Here is a 17599-nt window from a genome sequence, read left to right as displayed (position 1 = left end):
CGCGCAGGATGGCCTACACCGCCGAACTGAGGCGGGTGCTCCGCGACGCGGACGGGATCATGCGGGACTTCGGGCGGGCGCGCCGGCTGGCCTCGGCCGATCAGCGGGAGGCGATCCTGGCCATGTACCGGACCTGCTGTCGTGAAGGGTGTGACGTCCCCGCCTATCTGGCCGAGATCGACCACATCGAACCCTGGTATCCGACCGGCCACACGAACTTGGACAACCTGGCGCCGTTGTGCGCGGCGGACAACAAGTGGAAGTCCCGCCACCCGGACCGGGTAGAGGTGATCGATCAGGGGGACGGGACCGTGTCGATGCGGTTCCACCGGTATTCCAAGCTCCGCCCCCGACACTGGACCGACAGACAGTGACCAACAATCCCGCGAACAGCCATCCTCGACCGGCGACCGGCGATCCGCGGTCGGTGATCCGCGACCCGCGAACGGCGAGCCGCGAGTCCCGATCCATGATCGACGAACGGCGAGCCGTGACCCGCCACCGTGATCGACGAGCTTGATCGCGGCGGCCACTCGATGATCCGGCCCCGCAGCATGCCCGAACTCCACGCGCCAAGGCCCCCACACGCCGGAGCCCCACACGCCGGAGCCCCACACGCCGGGCACCCGCGTGCCGGAACTCCCACGTACTTGGATTCCACGCTCCAGGACTGCACGCGTCGGACGTCGGCGTGCCGGAGCTCCCCTCCGCGCCTGCCTTGGGCCGCCGCAGACGATGCGCGAACAGGCAGTGACTCGGCGCGGCGGTCGATCACCGGTGATGCGGGCCCACCCACCGACCGGCCCGGCAGCATGGCCGAACTGTGCGTGCCGGAAGTCCAGGTGCCGGCGCTTCACGCGCCGGACATCGGCGGGGGGAGTCGCGCGGGTTCGTGTGAGTTTGCCCAAGTTCATCCTTCGGGGCGTTCGTGCTCTACTGGTGCCCTCCGCATTTGCCGCCATCATCGGAGGCTGCCGTGGCCCGGCTCTGCAGATAGACGGGCACCACCGCTGCTGCCCGTACGGGCGCATCTGCTGGAAAGACCGGCGACACGGCCGGGGCGTACGAACACCACCGGCGCGCCGCGAAGTCCACCGCCAGCATCGCCGAGCGGCGCTACCTCGAATCCCGGGCCAGCGGGGCGGCCGCCCGGCGGCCGGCTTGAAGCGTCCGGCCGATGCAGGCGCCGCCGGGCCCCCGCCGTGCGGTGGAGATGGCCGGGTGGCCGGTGCGGGCCGCGAATGGGCGGGCGCATGCTCCCATTCGTTTGGGTTCTCGTCCCAGATCATCCCCAGCTTGGCCAGCCTGGTGGTCGGGCAGCGCCGAGTAGCGCTGTGGGGATGTCGAGATCTCACCGTTGGTACCGACTCTCGGGTGAAGGGTGCCCACAAGCGCCGCAACCAAAGATCGAGAGGGCATGAACATCATGCAGAAGCTTGTGCAACAGGCCATTGACCAGCTGGTGGAGTCGGGCGCCGAGCTGGGTGTTCAGGTCGCGGTGTAGCGGCACGGTGAGCTGGTGGTGGACGCGGTGGCGGGCGTCGCCGATCCGGACAGCGGCCGCCACCGGCAAGCCGATCTCGCAAGTACTCAGGCAGGAGGTGGCGGCTCCGCTGGGCATCGCCGACGAACTGTTCTTCGGCGTCCCGGAGTCCGAGCTCGGCCGGCTCGCCCGGCTCGCGGAGGCGCCCGGTACCGCCGCGATGATGGCAGCGGTGCCCGCCGACATGCCGATGTTCAAGGCCACGCCGCCCGCCGTGACCCCCAGCGCCGAATACGGCGACAACCCCGTGGTGCTCACTTCGGACATTCCCGAGTACCGGACGCGGGTGCGCGCAGATCGTGCTGCCGGCCGCACGCGACTGGGCCGACGCGCCCGATCGCCCGGCAGGCCACCCGAAGGATTTCCGGAGCCGACCGCTTAGGTAGATCGGATCTTCCACATCGAGTTACGGAGCCGATCGACCGGAGGCCGTGGGACCTGATGGAAAAAGCGTGAAGGGTAATCGGCTCTGCGGCGGAGTACTGGGTGTGATCACACTGAAGGGGCGCCTCCTGCCCGACGACACGAGTAGACGCGGCCCCGGTCGCCGGACGGACGAGGAGGGCCCGTGACAGCGGAGAGAGACAGGCTGTCCGCCGTGATCGACGACGCGACCCTGATCGCGCAGTCCCGCCACCGACCCGACCGTTTCGCGGCGCTGTACGACCGACATTTCCGGGAAATCTACGCCTACATCAGTGGGCGGCTGGGCAGCCAGATCGCCGACGATCTGGCCGCCGAAGTCTTCCTCGTCGCCTTCCGCAAACGGGACACCTTCGACCCGGCGCGCGGAGCCGTACTCCCCTGGCTGTACGGCATCGCGACCAATCTCGTGGCGCAGCACCGCAGGAGCGAGACGCGGAGGCTGGATGCGCTCCGGCGGACACCTCCGGACACCACGGCGGAGCACGGCCACGAGGACCTGGTCGCCACCAGGGTGGCCGCCGCAAGCACACAGGGGCGGCTCGCGGCGGCCATCGGCGACCTTCCGCACCGCGACCGCGACGTGCTGGTGCTCGTCGCGCTCGGCGAGCTGACCTACGAGGAGGTGGCCCAGGCGCTGGACATCCCCTTCGGGACGGTCGGGTCCCGGCTCAATCGGGTCCGCAGAAAACTCCGAGCCCGCCTCGGCAATGTCAACCCCATGCTCGGAGAGACCCATGGATGACCTGACGAAAGTCCGCGACCTGCTGTCCCCGTCCGCGCCGACCGAGGAGGTGGTGGAAGCGGGCCGCGCCAGGCTGCTGGCCACCATCCACGACGCCCCGGCGGGTGCCCGGGTACGCCGAACAGGGCTCAGGACGGCCAGGTGGACGGCCGTGGCCGCCGGGCTTCTCGGCGTCGCCGCGGCGGCCACCGTGGTGATCACCTCAGGGGCGGCGCCACAGCACCCCCTGCCGTCGATCACGGCCACCGCCTCGGCTGAACGGCTGTCGGCCCGGCAGATCCTCCTGACCGCCGCGAACGCGGTCAGGAACACGGAGGACGGCGACCACTGGGTGCAGCGCATCCGCCGGGGCAGCCTGGAGAAGGACCCCACCGGCCGCTACACGCTGCTCCTGACGTACTCCTACGAGCTGTGGGTTCCCCGGGCGGCGGACAAGCCCACCTCGGTGATCAAGCGGTATCTCGGCGCGGCGCCCGCGACCCCGGCGGACGAGGAGGCGTGGCGCGCCGCCGGAGCGCCGAAGGTCTGGACGTACCCGTCCGAAGAGATCGTGAAGGGGGGAGAAACCATCAGGACCCCGAGCGAGGAAATCCGGGCCGAGCCCGAAGAGCCACACGCCTACCAGTGGCCCAGCGGCGGCTCGGTCGGGCGCCTCCTGCCCTCCACCCCGATGACGCTGGCCGATTTGGAGAAGCTGCCGACGACCGGCGAGGGGCTCCGCGCCTACCTGGAACCCCTCGTGGCGAAGGAGATCAAGCGGACGAACGACGCCGACCCCGACATCGGCCGGTACCTGTTCGACATCGGCACGAACCTCGTCAGCAATACCCCGATCTCGCCGGAGGTCACGTCCGCCGTCTACGAGATGCTCGCCTCGTTGCCCGGGGTGACGGCGACGGGCGAGGTCGTGGACGCGCTGGGCCGTACCGGACAGGCCATCACCCGGGTCGAGAAGGGGGTGCCGAGGAAGGAGCGGCTGGTGATCGATCCGAGCTCCGGGAGGCCGCTCTCGTTCGATCTGGTCGCCGGCACGACCACAGACCAGGAGCGGGCGGGGGACGTCTTCTCCTTCAAGGCGATCGAGCAGACCGGCTGGAGGGACGGAGAACCCGACCTGCCGGCCAAGCGGACCAAGCTCCGCGCTCCCCTGTACTTCTGATCGTCGCGGGGCCTCGTGGCCGCCGGACTCAGCAGCCGCTCGCAGACAGGGGCTCCGGTCCGGCGGCCTCCGGTGTGGCATCGGACCCGGCGGGCGTCGTACGTACGGGCTCGGGCCCGGGCGGCTCCGTCGCCCGGGTGCGCTCCGCCCAGCGGACGGCCGGGCCCATCGCCGCGCCCGCCGCCAGGAACAGGCCGCCGAGCAGCAGCCAGCCGGGCGTCCCATGGCCCATGACCAGCGTGGTCAGCAGCAGCGGCCCCAGCATCCGCGCGATCGCCGCGCCGCTGCCGAAGAAGCCCTGGTACTGGCCCTGCTTGTCCGAGGGCGCCAGGCCGAAGCCGATCTCCCACGCGCCGGCCGACAGCGTCATCTCCCCGATCGCCTGCAGGGCGGCGCCCGCGAGCAGGACGGCCACGGCCGTCCAGGCCGAGGCGCCCGTGGCCGAGGCGCCCGTGGCCGACAGTGCGAAGACGGCGCACGCGGCGAGCATGACCACGCCGGAGCGCCGGACGAATCGCGACGCGGTACGCAGACCCGTCACCCCGCGGGCCACCCGTACCTGGAACAGCACGACGCTCGCCGTGTTGACGACCAGCAGTGCCGACACCGTCCAGTGCGGAGCTGCTGTGTGCCCCACGATCCACAGCGGCAACACCAGACTGAGCAGCGGCATGTACAGCATCATGATCATGTTGAGGAACGTGACCAGCGCGTACGGCCGGTCCCGCAGCACGGCGAGCTTCGGGCCGGCGGCGACGACCGGTGCGGTCCCCGGAGCCGGAGCGGCAGGGACCGCCACGGCGGGCAGCCGGCGCAGCACCAGGGCGGCCGCCAGGAAGCTCGCCGCGTCCATGGTGAAGATCGTGAGATATGCCTCCCGGGTGTCGAGCTGCAGGGCCACCCCGCCGAGCGCCGCGCCGAGCGCGAGCCCTCCGTTGACCGTCGACTGGAGGTAGGCGCGGATCTCGGTCCGCCGCTCCCGGTCCACGAGCCCGGCGAGCAGCGCCTGCCGGGCGGCGGTGAGCCCGGACTGGCAGCTCGCATACAGGCAGGCCGCCACCGTGAACGCCCAGGGCGACCGGACGAGGAGGAACGACCCGATCGCCGCGGCGGTGGCGACCGCGAGCAGGATCGCCGTGCCCCGGGGGCCCCGCCGGTCGGCGAGGTGGCCGAGCGGGATCCCGGCCACGGAGCCGACGCCCCAGCCGAGGGTCAGGCCGAAGCCGACCTGTGTCGGGGACAGCCCCACGATCCGGGTGAAGAACAACGCCGAGCACACGATGAACGCGCCGTCGCCGACCGCGCCGGCGAGCTGGGCCAGCGCGAGCAGGCGCGGAGGTCCCTGCGGCGGGAGGATCCGGCGGAGCATCGGTCGCCTCGCCCCTCTCAGCCGACGACCGGACGGGTGCGGGCGCGCTTCAGCTCGGAGAACCCCTCGGTGCCCGCCGTCAGGAGCACGCCGTCCCAGAGCCGCCCGGCCGCCTCGCCCCGGGGCGTCGGCGTCACGACCGGCCCGAAGAACGCGATCGTCCGGCCGTCCGGCCCCGGCACGTGGATCGCCGGCGTGCCGAGGTCCTCGCCCACCGGGTCCAGGCCCGCCCGCTGGCTGACCCGCAGCGCCTCGTCGTAGTCCGTGCCGTCCGCGGCGTCGGCGAGAGCGGTGGACAGGCCGACCTCGGCCAGCGCGGCGGCGTACAGGTCACGGCCGACCGGCGCCTTCTCCAGGTGGATCCGGGTGCCGAGCGCGGTGTAGAGGTCGCGCAGCACCTCGTTGCCGTACTTCTGCTCGGCCGCGATCGCGACCCGCACCGGACCCCAGGCGTCGCGGAGCCACTCGCGGTACCACTCCTCCAGGTCGTCGCGGCCGTCGTTGAGCATCGCCAGGCTCATGACGTGGAAGCGCACCCGCACGTCGCGTACCCGCTCGACCTCCAGCAGCCAGCGCGACGCGATCCAGGCCCAGGGGCACTTCGGGTCGAACCACATGTCCGCGATCGTCACGTCACCGTCTCCTCGTTCGTGTCACCAGGTCTCGCCCCAGGCGGGCGAAGTCCGACACCATCAACGTAAAGTGCCGCTTGGCCCAATGGCAGAGCCAATTTCGATCTACTTGATTGGGCCAACATGGGCCGGTCGCCGGCCCCGGTCATGACGGGCGGCCCCGTCGCGTTCCCGCCGAAGCCGGGCCCTCCTCGCCGCTCCGGACCGCAGCGCGGTACCTACCGGGACCGCGCGGCGCGGCCGGGTGTAAGCAGGAGGTATGCGCCCGCGGCGGCTGATACCGCACCGGCATCGCCCCTGGCAGGCCAGTGACGCCCTGCTGGCGTTCCCGCTCGGCCTGATCGCGGCCATCATGGTGGCCGACCTGCTGACCCCCATCGGGATCCCGATGGGGCCGCTGCTGGTCGTGGCGCCCGCGATCACCGCGTCATTCGCCGGCGCCTTCGCCACCGCGATGGTCGCCGCGATCGCCGTCGTGGGCCTGGTGTCCGTCGGCGTGATCCTGGACCAGCACCTGCTCAGCACGATGTACTTCCAGTCCCAGATCATCTCGCTGGTGGTCGTCTCGGTGATCGTGACGGCGTTCCGGTACCTGCGGGATCGGCGCGTTCGTGAACTGGCGCAGGTGCGTACGGTGTCGGAGGCCGCACAGCGGGTGGTGCTCCGGCCGTTGCCGCAGCGGCTCGGGCCGCTGCGCGTGGCGTCGATGTATCTGGCGACGCAGGAACACGCGCAGATCGGCGGCGACCTTTACGCGGCCGCGCGAACGGCCGACGCCACCCGGCTGATCGTCGGCGACGTAATGGGCAAGGGCCTGACCGCCGTCAGCGACGCCGCCCTGCTGCTCTTCGCCTTCCGCGAGGCCGCCCACCGCCAGGCCGCCCTGTCCGATCTCGTCACCTATCTGGACCACAGCGTCTGCTGGAACCTGGCCGAATCCTCGGAACCGGAGAAGGCCGGGGAGTGCTTCATCACCGCCGTGATCCTCGACATCCCGGACGCGCAGCCGCGGATGCGCATGGTGTCCTGCGGACACCCGCCTCCCCTGCTGCTCCGCGGCCGGCAGGTCATCACGCTTCATGCCATGTGTCCCGCGCCGCCGCTGGGCCTGGGCGATCTGGCCGCCCCGGACTACCGCGCGGACACCTTCACCCTCGAACCCGGCGACCTGCTCCTGCTGTACACCGACGGCGTCGTGGAGGCCCGGAGCCCCGAGGGCCTCTTCTACCCACTCGCCGAACGTGCCGCCTCCTGGGCCGGGGACACCCCTCCGGCGCTCGTCCACCACCTGCGCGCCGATCTGCTCGCCCACGTCGGCGGACGCCTGGCCGACGACGCCGCCGCGATCGCCGTCCAGCGCGCCCCCGATCACTGACCGGCCGGGTGCCGCGGACGTCGCCGGGACGACCGCGTCCGTCGGCGAAGCCGGGGGATCATTCACCGGTGGCCGGATGTTCCACGCGCTCCAGCGCTTCCTGGGCGACGTCCCCCACGTCGGTGCCGCTGCCGATGACGCTGATCACCCCTTTCGCCTCGAAGATCACGTAGCGTACGGAGGAAAGGGACATGACACCCCGCTGGCGCAGGATCGTGTGCAGGTCCCCCTCGGTGAGTCCGGACCGCCTGAGCTGCCTCGGGTGGATCTTTCCTTCGGTCACGAGAACGCGCGGCGCGTGATCGAACCAGTGGGGAAACGGGTAGCGCAGTCGCAGCTGCGTTATGGCGGCGTGGACGGCGATCACCGTGAGGAGGGCCGCCGCTCCGGTGAGGTAGGAGGTGTCCAACGCCGTCGCGGTGCGCCCGACGATCGCGCCGACGGCGACCGCGGCCACGAAGTCGAACGGCGACAGCTCCGCGATCATGCGTCGCTTGGTCAGCCGCAGGCCGGCCACGGCGGTGACGTAGAGCAGGATCGTCTTGACGGCCACCCACCCCAAGGTCGCGACCTGCCCGAACAACAGCGACACGGCTCCTCCCAAAGGATCGCGGGAGGAGCTCGGCCGAGGCGCCGGGTGGCCGCCGTCCTCCCCCACCGGATGGCCTTCCCCCTGTCCCCGGCGCCGCTATCGCCGCTGGGCAAGGACTGGAACGCACCATGGACGACCTTGGTTCGCGGTGCGCCGTCGAGACACGCTCCGGCAGGCCGAGGACGTGCGGTACGTCAGGCGTTCGGCGGTAGATCCGTACCGGCGCCGCGGCGGCGCACCGCCACCAGGTCGGCACGGGCGGATCCGGCGGTTTCCCGCTCCGGGCCGTCGCCGTCACTGTCCTCGTCACCGTCGCCGTCACCGTCGCCGTCGCCGTCGAGCACGCCGTCTCCGGCGGCGACCGGGTCCCGTCGATGCTCGGGCAGCGTGGCGGCGTCCCGCTCCTCCACCTCGAAGCCCGCGTCCGTGATCATGTCCAGGTCGGCCTTGCCCGCCTGGCCTTCGCTCGTCAGGTAGTCGCCCAGGAAGATCGCGTTCGCGATGTGCAGCGCGAGCGGCTGCAGCGTCCGCAGATGGATCTCCCGGCCGCCGGCGACCCGGACCTCGATGTCCGGGCAGACGAACCGCGCCATCGCCAGGATCCGCAGGCAACGCTGCGGCGTCAGGGCCCATTCCCCGGCCATCGGGGTGCCCGTGAACGGGATCAGGAAGTTCACCGGGACCGAGTCCACGTCCAGCTCACGCAGCGCGAACACCACGTCCACCAGGTCCTGGTCGGTTTCCCCCATGCCCGCGATCAGGCCGGAGCAGGCCGACATACCTTCGGCGCGGGCCCGCTGTACGGTGCCGACCCGGTCGGCGAACCCGTGCGTGGTGCAGATGTCGCCGTACACCGCCTCGGCGGTGTTGAGGTTGTGGTTGTAGGCGTGGGCGCCGGCCTCCCGCAGCCGCGCCGCCTGCCCCTCGGCCAGGAGCCCGAGACAGACGCAGATCTCCACGTCCGCGTCCCGCTCCTTGATCGCGGCGATGGTGTCGGCGACCCGCTCCACGTCCCGCCCGGTCGGGCCGCGTCCGCTCGCCACCAGGCACACCCGCTTGGCACCGCCCGCCACACCCGCCTCGGCGGCGGCCGCCGCCTGCTCCGGCTTCAGCCACGTGTAGGTCAGGACCTCCGCCTTCGACCCCAGCCGCTGCGAGCAGTACGAGCAGTCCTCGGGGCACAGCCCCGACTTCAGGTTGACCAGGTAGTTGAGCTTGACCCGGCGGCCGAACCAGCGCCGGCGCACCTTGCCGGCGGCGGCCACCACGTCGAGCAGGTCGTCGTCGCCGGTCGCCAGCACCGCCAGCGCCTCGGCCCGGGTCGGCGTCTCGCGCCGCAGCCCCTTGTCCACCAGAGTGTTCAGCAGGTCCATGGCGCCGATCCTCACCTGATGGGGCGGTCGGTCCAAGGACCGGCACCTACAAGGCGGACCGATCAAGATGTGCCGGTCCCGACAGCGTGCCCGGCGCCGGAGGCCCGCGGTGTCCGCTGCCCGGGACGCACGCCCGCTCGTCGACGGCGGCCATCCTCGACCGTGACGACGGGGCGCGCGGTTCACCTCGCCCGGCGCCGGGCCCTGATGTAGCCCGCCACGGACACCGCCAGGAGGACGGCGAAGACGGCCAGCAGCGGGTTGACGAACCCGGGCACCGTGTCGGCGCCGCACAAGGTGTCGCTGAGCGGCAGCAGGCTCTGCTCTCCACCGGATCCGGCCGCCCCGCCTGACGCGTCGTAGTCGAAGCGGCACACCCGGTCCTTGACATCCACCATCCCGGCGTCCAGGCGGGTGAGTCCGTATCCGTAGGTCGCCAGGAGGCCCAGCAGCCCGGCCCACGACAGCCGCGCCCACGTCCGCCGGGCCGTCAGCCCTGACGACCGTACGGATCTGACGGCCACGACCGCCATCACGCAGGCGGCGGTCGCGGTCAACGGCCACCCCAAGATCAGGAACAGCGCGGCGGCGAGCACCGGCAGCAGCGCGTACCTCGGTTCGATCACAGCCAGGAGCAGCAGCCCGGCGCCCAGCAGAGCGGCGGCCCACCACCCGATCCGGCGTCGGCCGCCGTGGCGGACCGCCGACCAGATCGGCAGGACGAACACCGCGACCAGCAGTCCCGGTACGACGACCAGGAAGAGGCTGTTCAGGGCGCCTTCGCCGAACGCGGCGAACGCCAGCGCCATTCCGCCGACCAGCGTGACGGCGGCGGCCGCCGCGCGTTTCACGAGCGTAGCCCGCTCGGCATTCACCGCGCGTTCCCGGCGCCGGAAAGCGGAGCCGACACGGGCGTACCCCACCGGCGTCCGCGCGTCCGCGTGCGGTCCTGGGCGTACTCGAGAAAATGCGCGCTCTGCGTCATGGCCAGCAAGTCCAGCAATGCGGATAAAACATGTCAAATATCGCTACCAATAATGAACAGATATCCGATCGCATATCGGCCCTGGTCAGCCCACGCACGACGCTCAGTTCGTACGCTCCGCCACGCGAGTGTCCGCCCCCTCGATCACCTGCCCGCCGCCCTCCCGTGGCCCGGATGCCGGGCATGGCGATCGTCCAGGGACCGGGTGAGGCCCGGGTGTGGCTCGCGCCGCTCCAGCCAGTGCGCCGTGGCTCGCGTGGCGCGGTCGATCAGGTCGGCTGTCTGCGCGAAGTCGATGGGCAAGACCTCCACCGGACACAGCGGCGGCAGCACGTGCATCCGCGTACGTGACGTGTTGTGCCGGATGGAGGCGCTGATGCGCTGCTCGCTGAGCAGGTTGTATCCGTGCAACGCCATGGCGATCGCCGTGGACGGCGCCCCCGGGAGATGGCAGGAGAAACCGGGCGCGAGCAGGTACACCTCGTCGGCCCCCGCGTCCACGGCGTAGTCAAGAGTCGTCTGGTCCGCGACCCCGCCGTCCATCAACACCTGGTCGTCGATGGTGACGGTGGGGTAGAGACCGGGGATGGCGGCGCTGGCGAGCAGGGCCGCCAGCGCCGATCCGCGGGAGAGGACGACGGCGTGCCCGCTGCGGACGTCGGCGGTCAGCACCGAGAGCGGGACCCGGGTCTCCTCCAGATCGCGGATCGGAAGTATGCGCTGGAGGAACCGCCGCATGGAGTGGTTGTCGAACAGGTAGTTGCGACGGCCCAGCATCGCCTCGGTGACCGTGACCGGATTGATGGGAAATGCGTAGTTCAACGCCCCGAACGCCTGCAGAGCGCCGCGAAGAGGGTGGAAGGGAAGGTTGGCCGCCAAGCTGCGCAGGGCTTCCGTCCTGCTCAGCGGGTAGACGTCGTGGCTGCTCACCGACAGCCACAGCCGGGCGAGCTCCTCCACGCCCTCCACATCGGGCCGCGCGGCGTAGTACGCGCCGTTGAGCGCGCCCACCGACGCGCCCACCACCATGTCGGCGTGGATCCCCTGCCGGGTGAGCGCGCGGAGCATGCCGACCTGGACGGCGCCGAGGCTGCCGCCTCCCCACAGGATGAACGCTGTCGTCATGATCTCCCCCCGGGTCCCCTGTGCCGCCCGCCTGATGACATGCCCCGGATGCGGTCGTTCGCTCGCGCTCCGAACGCGAGCCGACGAGGCGCGACGCCGGGGAAGCCGCCGTACGCGTCCAACTGAGGCGTACCGGCCGGTGGCCTGAACTCGTGGTGGTTGTCCGCTGCCTCGTCAGCGAGCGGCTCGCACGCTGTCCGGAACTCATGGCCCCGGCACACGGCGAAAGAACGCGGAACTTCTCCCCCTCGTCCGGTGTCTAATCGCTCGTACTCGTGACCAGCCGGAGGGAGCCGATCGTATGGCGCTCGCATCTGCCCTGCTTCCCGGAGACCCTCCGCGGCTGGGGGACTACTGGCTCGCCGGACGTGTGGGCGCGGGCGGGCAGGGCGTCGTCTACGAGGCCTACGACCCCGAGGGCGTCCGGGTCGCCGTCAAGGTCCTCCACGGCGACGCGGCGGGCGATCCCGCCCTACGCGCCCGGTTCGGCAAGGAGGCCACGGCGGCCCGCCGGGTCGCCTCCTTCTGCACGGCCCGCGTCCTCGCCGTCGACCTCGACGGGCCCAAGCCGTACATCGTCAGCGAGTACGTCGAGGGGCCGAGCCTGCGCAGAGCGGTCGCGGAGGGCCGCCGGTTCGGCGGCGACGACCTGCACCGCCTGGCAACGGCCGTGGCGACCGCGCTGGCGGCCATTCACGACGCCGGCGTCATCCACCGGGACCTCAAGCCGGACAACGTGCTCCTCGGGCCGGACGGCCCACGGGTGATCGACTTCGGGGTCGCCAGAACGCTGGAGATGTCCCTCACCGCGAGCGGACTCGTCACGGGTACGCCCACCTACATGGCGCCGGAGGTCTTCATGGGCCGGCGCGCGGGAGCTCCGGCGGACGTGTTCTCGTGGGGCGCGATCGTCCTGTACGCCGCGAGCGGCGACGACCCGTTCCGCGCGGAGAGCCTGGGGGCGGTCATGCACCGCGTGCTGGCGACCGACCCCGATCTCGGCGGGCTGCCCGACTCCCTCCGCCCGCTCGTCGAGGCCGCCCTCAGCAAGGACCCGCTCGGGCGGCCCACCGCACGGGAGCTCCTCCTCGGTCTGCTCACCGGCTCCGGCGACAGCCCCGCCGACCTCCTCAGGGCGGGCAGCGCCGAGGCCGGGCTGCTGGGCCTCGGCCTCGCCCCCGATCCCGGTCTGGCGACGCTCGCCGAGGACGCGTACGGATTCCTCAGCGAGACCGAGCGCAACCTGGTGCCCGACGTCTTCCTCCGGATGGTGCGCGCGGGCGAGGGCGGGGAGATCACGCTCCGGCCGGTCCCCCATGCCGAACTGTTCGACGGCAGACCCGCCGACGAAACGGCGGCTCTCCAGCGGATCCTCGACGTCTTCGCCTACCTGGTCGCGCCCCGGGGCGACGAGATCGCGCTCGCCCGGCCCGGGTTGCTGCGCGCCTGGCCCCGCCTGCGGGCGTGGGTGGACGACGAGCGCCACGGCCTCGCCGTACACGAGATGATCCGGGCGGCGGCCCGGCAATGGGACGGCCACGGGCGGCGCGAGGGCGACACCCTGCAGGGCGGCCGGCTGGAGACCGCCGTGCGCTGGGCCGCCACCGGCCGCCGCCACCTCAGGCTCGGTCCGATGGAGCGCGACTTCCTCGCCGCCTGCGACGGGGCCACCCGCCGCCGCGTCCGCCGCCGGAGGCTGCTGACCGCCGTCCTGGCCGCGCTGCTCGCCGTCTCGGTCGCGGCCGGCGCGACAGCCGTACGGCAGAGCGGTGTCGTCGCGCAGCAGCGGGACCAGGCCCTCGCCGGCCAGGCCGCCGCCGAGGCCGACAGCATCCGTACGTCGGACCCCGTGCGGGCCATGCTGCTCGGCGCCGCCTCCTGGCGGCTGGCCAGGACGACCCAGACCCGGGGCGCGCTGCAGAACTCCTGGGCGCAGCGTGAGCGCGCGGTCTTCACCGACCCCGAGTCCACCGGCGAGTCCGTACGGATGATCTCCGCGGACGGGCGCAGGCTGGTCGGCGTGACCGCCCGGGGCGTCCGGATCTACGACCTCAGGAGCGGGAAGCGGATCGGCGGATGGGACGGCCTGGGCATCGACGGCGACGTGCTGATCGGCGCCGCGCTCAGCGCGAGCGGCAGGATCCTCGCGGTGGCGTCGGGGCGGCGGGACGGCCCGCCGACCGCGGTTCACGTGTGGAACACGACGACCGGCAAGCCGACCGGCAAGGTGTTCAAGCTGGAGCCCGCGGTGCCGTTCACCGGCGTGGTGGCCGGCACGAGTGACCGCTATCTGGAGATCCACCAGGGGGACGGCACGACGCTGTGGGACATCCGCACCGGCGCGACCTACTCCTCACTCTCCGGGGTCATGAACGCGTCCTTCAGCCAGTCGGGCGACCTGGTGGCGTTCGCGGACCTTCGCGGCGGGTTCCACCTCTGGCGCCTGCCGGGCGGCCACCCGGTGCGCCGATGGCACGAGAAGGACGCCTGCACGGGAGCCGCCCAGTCCATCGCGATCAGCCCGGACGGCCACACCCTGGCCTGCGCCACGCGGTCGGGCGTCTCCCTGATCGACCTCAGGACCGGACGGCTGCTCCCGGCTCAGCCGGGTCTGGGCTGGGACTCGAACGGCGGCCGGGTCCGCTTCAGCCCGGACGGGCGCCTCCTCGTGGCCGGAGGTGACAAGAACGTCCAGCTCATCGAGGTCGCGACGGGAAGAACGTTGCTGACCTATCGGGTGGACGCGCAGGCATTCGGCTTCGACGGCACGACCCTGCGCTACCTGGTGGACGACACCGTCGTGGCCCTCGACATCTCCGACCTCCTCGCCCCGCCGCGGCTACCCGGGGCCCCGCCGGACAGCGCGTTGCTCAGCCCCGACGGCCGGCTCCTGGTGACGCACGCGGCCGACGCCCGGGAGCTCGTCCTGTGGGACGCGGCACGCCGCCGCACCCTCGGCGCGCCCATCCGGCTGACGGAGGCGGAGAACATCCTGCAGCTCGCGTTCAGCGGCGACGGGCGCCTGCTCGCCTTCGTTGACGGCCTCGCCGGCGACGTCATCCGCGTCTGGGACACCGGGCGGCACGCGCAGACGGAGCGCGTCACCCTTCCCCGGGGCTGGTACGCGACCGGCCTGGCCGCGAACGCCGACGGCGGCCTTCTCGCCGTACTGGCGGACACCCCTGAGCAGGACGGAACGCAGGAGCGGCATCACCGGCTTCTCGTCCGGGACATGCGGCAGGGCCGCTGGATCAAGACGATCGACCTGCCCGGCAGTATGGAGATCGCCTTCAGGCCCGGGAGCACCATGGTCGTCCCGCTCGGTTCCACGGCCAACCACCTGATCGACCTGTCCACGGGTCGTCCCTCCGGCCCCGCGGTGGGGCCCGGCGGCATCGACGCGTCCATGGTCTTCTCCGCCGCGTTCAGCCCCGACGGTCGGATCCTCACCACCGGAGACATCGCCGGCCGCCTGACCTTCTGGGACCTCGCCGCGGACCGCAGACACGGCCCCGTCTTCCGGCTCACCTCCACGGATTCCGGGATCTCCGGCCTCGCGTTCTCCCCGAGAGGCGACGTGGTCGCGTCCGTGCTCGGGGACGGGACCGTTCAACTCTGGGATCCCGCGACACCCGCCAAGATGGGGTCGTCGATACCCGGCGGGAGCGCCGACGTCGAGACCGCCGCCTTCGCCTCCGGCGGCCGCGTCCTGCGCATCCTCGACGCGACCGGGACGCTGCGGGAGGTCGCCGTCGATCCGGACGACCTCGTCGCCGCCGTCTGCGCCCGTGCCGGGCGCACGCTCACCGAGGCCGAATGGGCCCGTGATCTCCCCGGCGCGTCATATCGGGACATCTGCGCCCCCTGACCGCGGCTCAGGTAACCGCTGAGCGCCCCCTGCAGCCGACCGCCGGCGGCTTCGCCCGTCTTCATGGGAGCGTTCGGCCCGCGTGCCACGACCGGAGCGTTCGCCCCCTTGCGCCCGCGTCGCTCCCGGGGCACTATTGCGGTGAGCCTGTAGTAGTCACTACATAAGGAGCCGAATGAATGTAGGCGACACGTCAGAGCTGCTATCGGGCGCCGGAATGGTCTCCTTGGTCGAGTTCGCGGAAACGCCAGTCATCCCCGTCCGCGGGGATCCTCGGGATCGGTGGGCTCCTCCTCATGGCGTTCTTCGCCATCGGCCGCGCCGGCGTCCGGCCCGAGCGACGACCAGCCCACGTGCTCCTGACGGCCGAGCAGCGCACGGAGCCGCTCCAGCTCCGCGAAGTGGCGCTCGCCGCGCCTCCGCGACCTGGACGCGACTGACAGCGCCAGGGCGTCCGCCACGAGCAGTGACGTCGTATAGGAGCTGAGCATGCTGCTGCGCACGACCGGCGCACTGAGCACCACCTGCACCTGCGGGCCGAGAACCCGGCCCAGGGAGTCGGTGATCAGGATCACCGGGGCGCCGACCCTGGCGGCCTGCTGGAGCACTACCTCGGTCTCCCGCCGGATGCTGTCGTACGCGAACATCACCACGACGTGGTGCCTGGTCAAGTTCAGCAGGTCGTCGGCCAGCCGGAAACCCGTGGCGGTGGCGCCGTACGCCGGGACGCCGACGCGGACCAGCCGCAGCGCCAGGTAGTCGGCGACGAACCCGAGCGGGCCGATGCCGAAGACGAGCACCGACGAGGCCCGGTCCAGGAGCTGGACGGCGCCGCTGAACTGCGCGGGCGACAGCGTGCGCCGCGCGTCCTCGAGCAGGGTCGCGTGCAGCTCCAGGGTGTGCGCGAGCACGGTCTCCGGATCGGCCCCGGCCCAGTCCAGGCTGCGCTGCAGCCGACGGACGGGGTTCAGTCGGTCGTCGATCGCCTGCTTGACCTCCTCGCGCAGCTCGTCGAGCCCACCGTAGCCGAGCCGCTTGATGGTGCGGATCACCGTGGCGTCGCTGGTCCTGGTGAGCCGGCCGAGCTCCGCCGAGGAGAGGAAGACCGTGGTTTCGGGATTCTCCAGAAGGAAGTCGACAACGCGCTGAGCCGCAGGGCTCAGTTCTCCACGCCGCGCCTGCACGCGTTCCAGCAGGGCGTTCACCGGTATCGCTGTAGTAGACACATCACACCCTTGACCGACCTTGTAGTGACCTCTACCTTACCCGTACACCAGCCGATGCGAAGGAGACATCATGGCTGTGGATCTCGTCCAAATCTCCGGAACCCCTCGCGAACGCGGCCGCCAGTACGGCGAGGCGGCCCGGGACAAGATCGATAAAGCCGTCGAGTGGTACGCGCACAGCTTCGCGCAGAAGGCGGGCCTGCCGTGGGCCTCCGTCACCGAGCAGACACAGGGCTGGGTGCCCCTCATCGAGGCGTACCACCCCGAGATCCTCGACGAGGTGCGCGGGATCGCCGAAGGGGCCAATCGCACCTTCCACGAGATCCTCGCCCTGAACGGGCGCGGGGAGATGCACAACGGAAATCCTTTCGCCGCCTCCGAGGAGGAGTGCTCGTCCTTCGCCGTGCTCGCGGAGGCGTCCGGCGACGGACGCGTCTACTGCGGGCAGAACTGGGACTGGCAGTGCGCGACCGCCGAGACGGTCATGATGCTGCGCATCGAGCAGCCGGGCAAGCCGACGATCATCATGCAGGTCGAGGCCGGCCAGGTGGGCCGGCAGGGGGCCAACTCGGCGGGCATCGCCCTGAACGCCAACGGACTCGGTCCCCGCTTCGGCACCGGGCTCGGCGTCCCCGGCCCGTTCGTCCGCCGCAAGGCGCTCGACTCCTGGAACATGCACGACGCGCTCGACGCCGTCTTCCACGTACGCCAGGGGTTCTCCACGAACATCCTGCTCACGCACCGCGACGGCTTCGCCATCGACATCGAGACCACCCCCGGCCGCCACCACTGGATGTATCCCGACGACGGGGTCCTGGTCCACGGCAACCACTTCGAGGCGTTCGTGCCCGAGCAGATCAACGACTCCTACAAGCCCTTCGCCGTCGACTCCCTCTACCGGGTGCAGCGCATCCGGCAGGGGCTGCGCGCGGTGCGAGACACCACGGAGCCGGCCAAGGTCAGAGCGGTTATCCGCGACACGATGTCCGACCACTTCGGCTGGCCGGAATCGGTGTGCAATCATCCGAACCCAAACAAGCCGGACACCGACCGCTACCAGACCGTCGCCTCCAGCCTCGTCGACCTCACCTCCGGCGACTACTGGCTGACCTCCGGCAACCCCTGCGAGAACGGCTACGACCTGATCCCTGTCAACCTCTACTCCTGAACTCTCGGCGTACCGA

General features: G+C 71.5%; 14 protein-coding genes. 7 read left to right on the top strand and 7 right to left on the bottom strand.

Annotated elements, in window-relative coordinates; all coding sequences use genetic code 11:
* The 4 genes from AWQ71_RS32595 to AWQ71_RS32580 all read left to right on the top strand — a co-directional run.
* A partial coding sequence (locus AWQ71_RS32595) for an HNH endonuclease signature motif containing protein (RefSeq protein WP_169806687.1) occupies nucleotides 1–374 on the top strand: 374 nt, incomplete at its 5' end.
* A gap of 1227 nt (nucleotides 375–1601) precedes the next feature.
* Nucleotides 1602–1925, top strand: a complete 324-nt coding sequence (locus tag AWQ71_RS32590) for a hypothetical protein (RefSeq protein WP_157570714.1) — start codon at nucleotides 1602–1604, stop codon at nucleotides 1923–1925.
* A 186-nt stretch (nucleotides 1926–2111) separates the two neighbouring features.
* Nucleotides 2112–2711, top strand: coding sequence for an RNA polymerase sigma factor (locus AWQ71_RS32585; RefSeq protein WP_245658707.1), 600 nt, complete (start codon nucleotides 2112–2114; stop codon nucleotides 2709–2711).
* Nucleotides 2704–3870 (top strand): CU044_5270 family protein, encoded by a 1167-nt coding sequence (locus AWQ71_RS32580; protein WP_067140650.1) that lies wholly within the window; start codon nucleotides 2704–2706, stop codon nucleotides 3868–3870. Before AWQ71_RS32585 ends, AWQ71_RS32580 begins: the two co-directional genes overlap by 8 nt.
* Before the next feature lie 28 nt (nucleotides 3871–3898).
* Here the strand turns inward: AWQ71_RS32580 and AWQ71_RS32575 are convergent, their stop codons facing one another.
* Together AWQ71_RS32575 and AWQ71_RS32570 are read right to left on the bottom strand one after the other, a co-directional pair.
* Nucleotides 3899–5239, bottom strand: coding sequence for an MFS transporter (locus AWQ71_RS32575; protein WP_067140648.1), 1341 nt, complete (start codon nucleotides 5237–5239; stop codon nucleotides 3899–3901).
* 17 nt (nucleotides 5240–5256) lie between these two features.
* A complete protein-coding gene (locus AWQ71_RS32570) occupies nucleotides 5257–5856 on the bottom strand; it encodes a mycothiol-dependent nitroreductase Rv2466c family protein (RefSeq protein WP_067140693.1) in 600 nt (199 codons plus the stop codon).
* 274 nt (nucleotides 5857–6130) lie between these two features.
* Here AWQ71_RS32570 and AWQ71_RS32565 point away from each other — a divergent pair, with 274 nt between their 5' ends.
* A complete protein-coding gene (locus AWQ71_RS32565; RefSeq protein WP_067140645.1) occupies nucleotides 6131–7246 on the top strand; it encodes a PP2C family protein-serine/threonine phosphatase in 1116 nt (371 codons plus the stop codon).
* 58 nt (nucleotides 7247–7304) lie between these two features.
* On the opposite strand, the gene AWQ71_RS32560 is transcribed toward AWQ71_RS32565, so the two are convergent.
* The 4 genes from AWQ71_RS32560 to AWQ71_RS32545 all read right to left on the bottom strand — a co-directional run bounded on the left by AWQ71_RS32560 (nucleotide 7305) and on the right by AWQ71_RS32545 (nucleotide 11321).
* Entirely contained in the window at nucleotides 7305–7838 is a 534-nt protein-coding gene (locus AWQ71_RS32560) for a DUF421 domain-containing protein (protein WP_067140641.1), read from the bottom strand.
* Between the two features lie 194 nt (nucleotides 7839–8032).
* A complete protein-coding gene (gene bioB / locus AWQ71_RS32555) occupies nucleotides 8033–9211 on the bottom strand; it encodes a biotin synthase BioB (protein ID WP_067140639.1) in 1179 nt (392 codons plus the stop codon).
* 182 nt (nucleotides 9212–9393) lie between these two features.
* Complete coding sequence (locus AWQ71_RS32550; protein WP_067140636.1) at nucleotides 9394–10062, bottom strand: hypothetical protein; 669 nt, start codon at nucleotides 10060–10062, stop codon at nucleotides 9394–9396.
* A gap of 278 nt (nucleotides 10063–10340) precedes the next feature.
* Nucleotides 10341–11321, bottom strand: a complete 981-nt coding sequence (locus AWQ71_RS32545) for a patatin-like phospholipase family protein (protein WP_067140633.1) — start codon at nucleotides 11319–11321, stop codon at nucleotides 10341–10343.
* Nucleotides 11322–11622: 301 nt separating this feature from the next.
* On the opposite strand from AWQ71_RS32545, the gene AWQ71_RS32540 reads away from it, so the two are divergent.
* Nucleotides 11623–15189 (top strand): serine/threonine-protein kinase, encoded by a 3567-nt coding sequence (locus AWQ71_RS32540; RefSeq protein ID WP_067140630.1) that lies wholly within the window; start codon nucleotides 11623–11625, stop codon nucleotides 15187–15189.
* Nucleotides 15190–15440: 251 nt separating this feature from the next.
* Here the strand turns inward: AWQ71_RS32540 and AWQ71_RS32535 are convergent, their stop codons facing one another.
* Complete coding sequence (locus tag AWQ71_RS32535; protein ID WP_067140627.1) at nucleotides 15441–16394, bottom strand: MurR/RpiR family transcriptional regulator; 954 nt, start codon at nucleotides 16392–16394, stop codon at nucleotides 15441–15443.
* Between the two features lie 91 nt (nucleotides 16395–16485).
* On the opposite strand from AWQ71_RS32535, the gene AWQ71_RS32530 reads away from it, so the two are divergent.
* Nucleotides 16486–17583, top strand: coding sequence for a C45 family autoproteolytic acyltransferase/hydrolase (locus AWQ71_RS32530; RefSeq protein WP_067140625.1), 1098 nt, complete (start codon nucleotides 16486–16488; stop codon nucleotides 17581–17583).
* Nucleotides 17584–17599 lie beyond the last annotated feature (16 nt).

Source organism: Microtetraspora malaysiensis (genome assembly GCF_001528665.1).
Taxonomy (GTDB): Bacteria; Actinomycetota; Actinomycetes; order Streptosporangiales; family Streptosporangiaceae; genus Microtetraspora_A; species Microtetraspora_A malaysiensis.
This window is presented reverse-complemented; position numbering and strand designations above follow the sequence as displayed.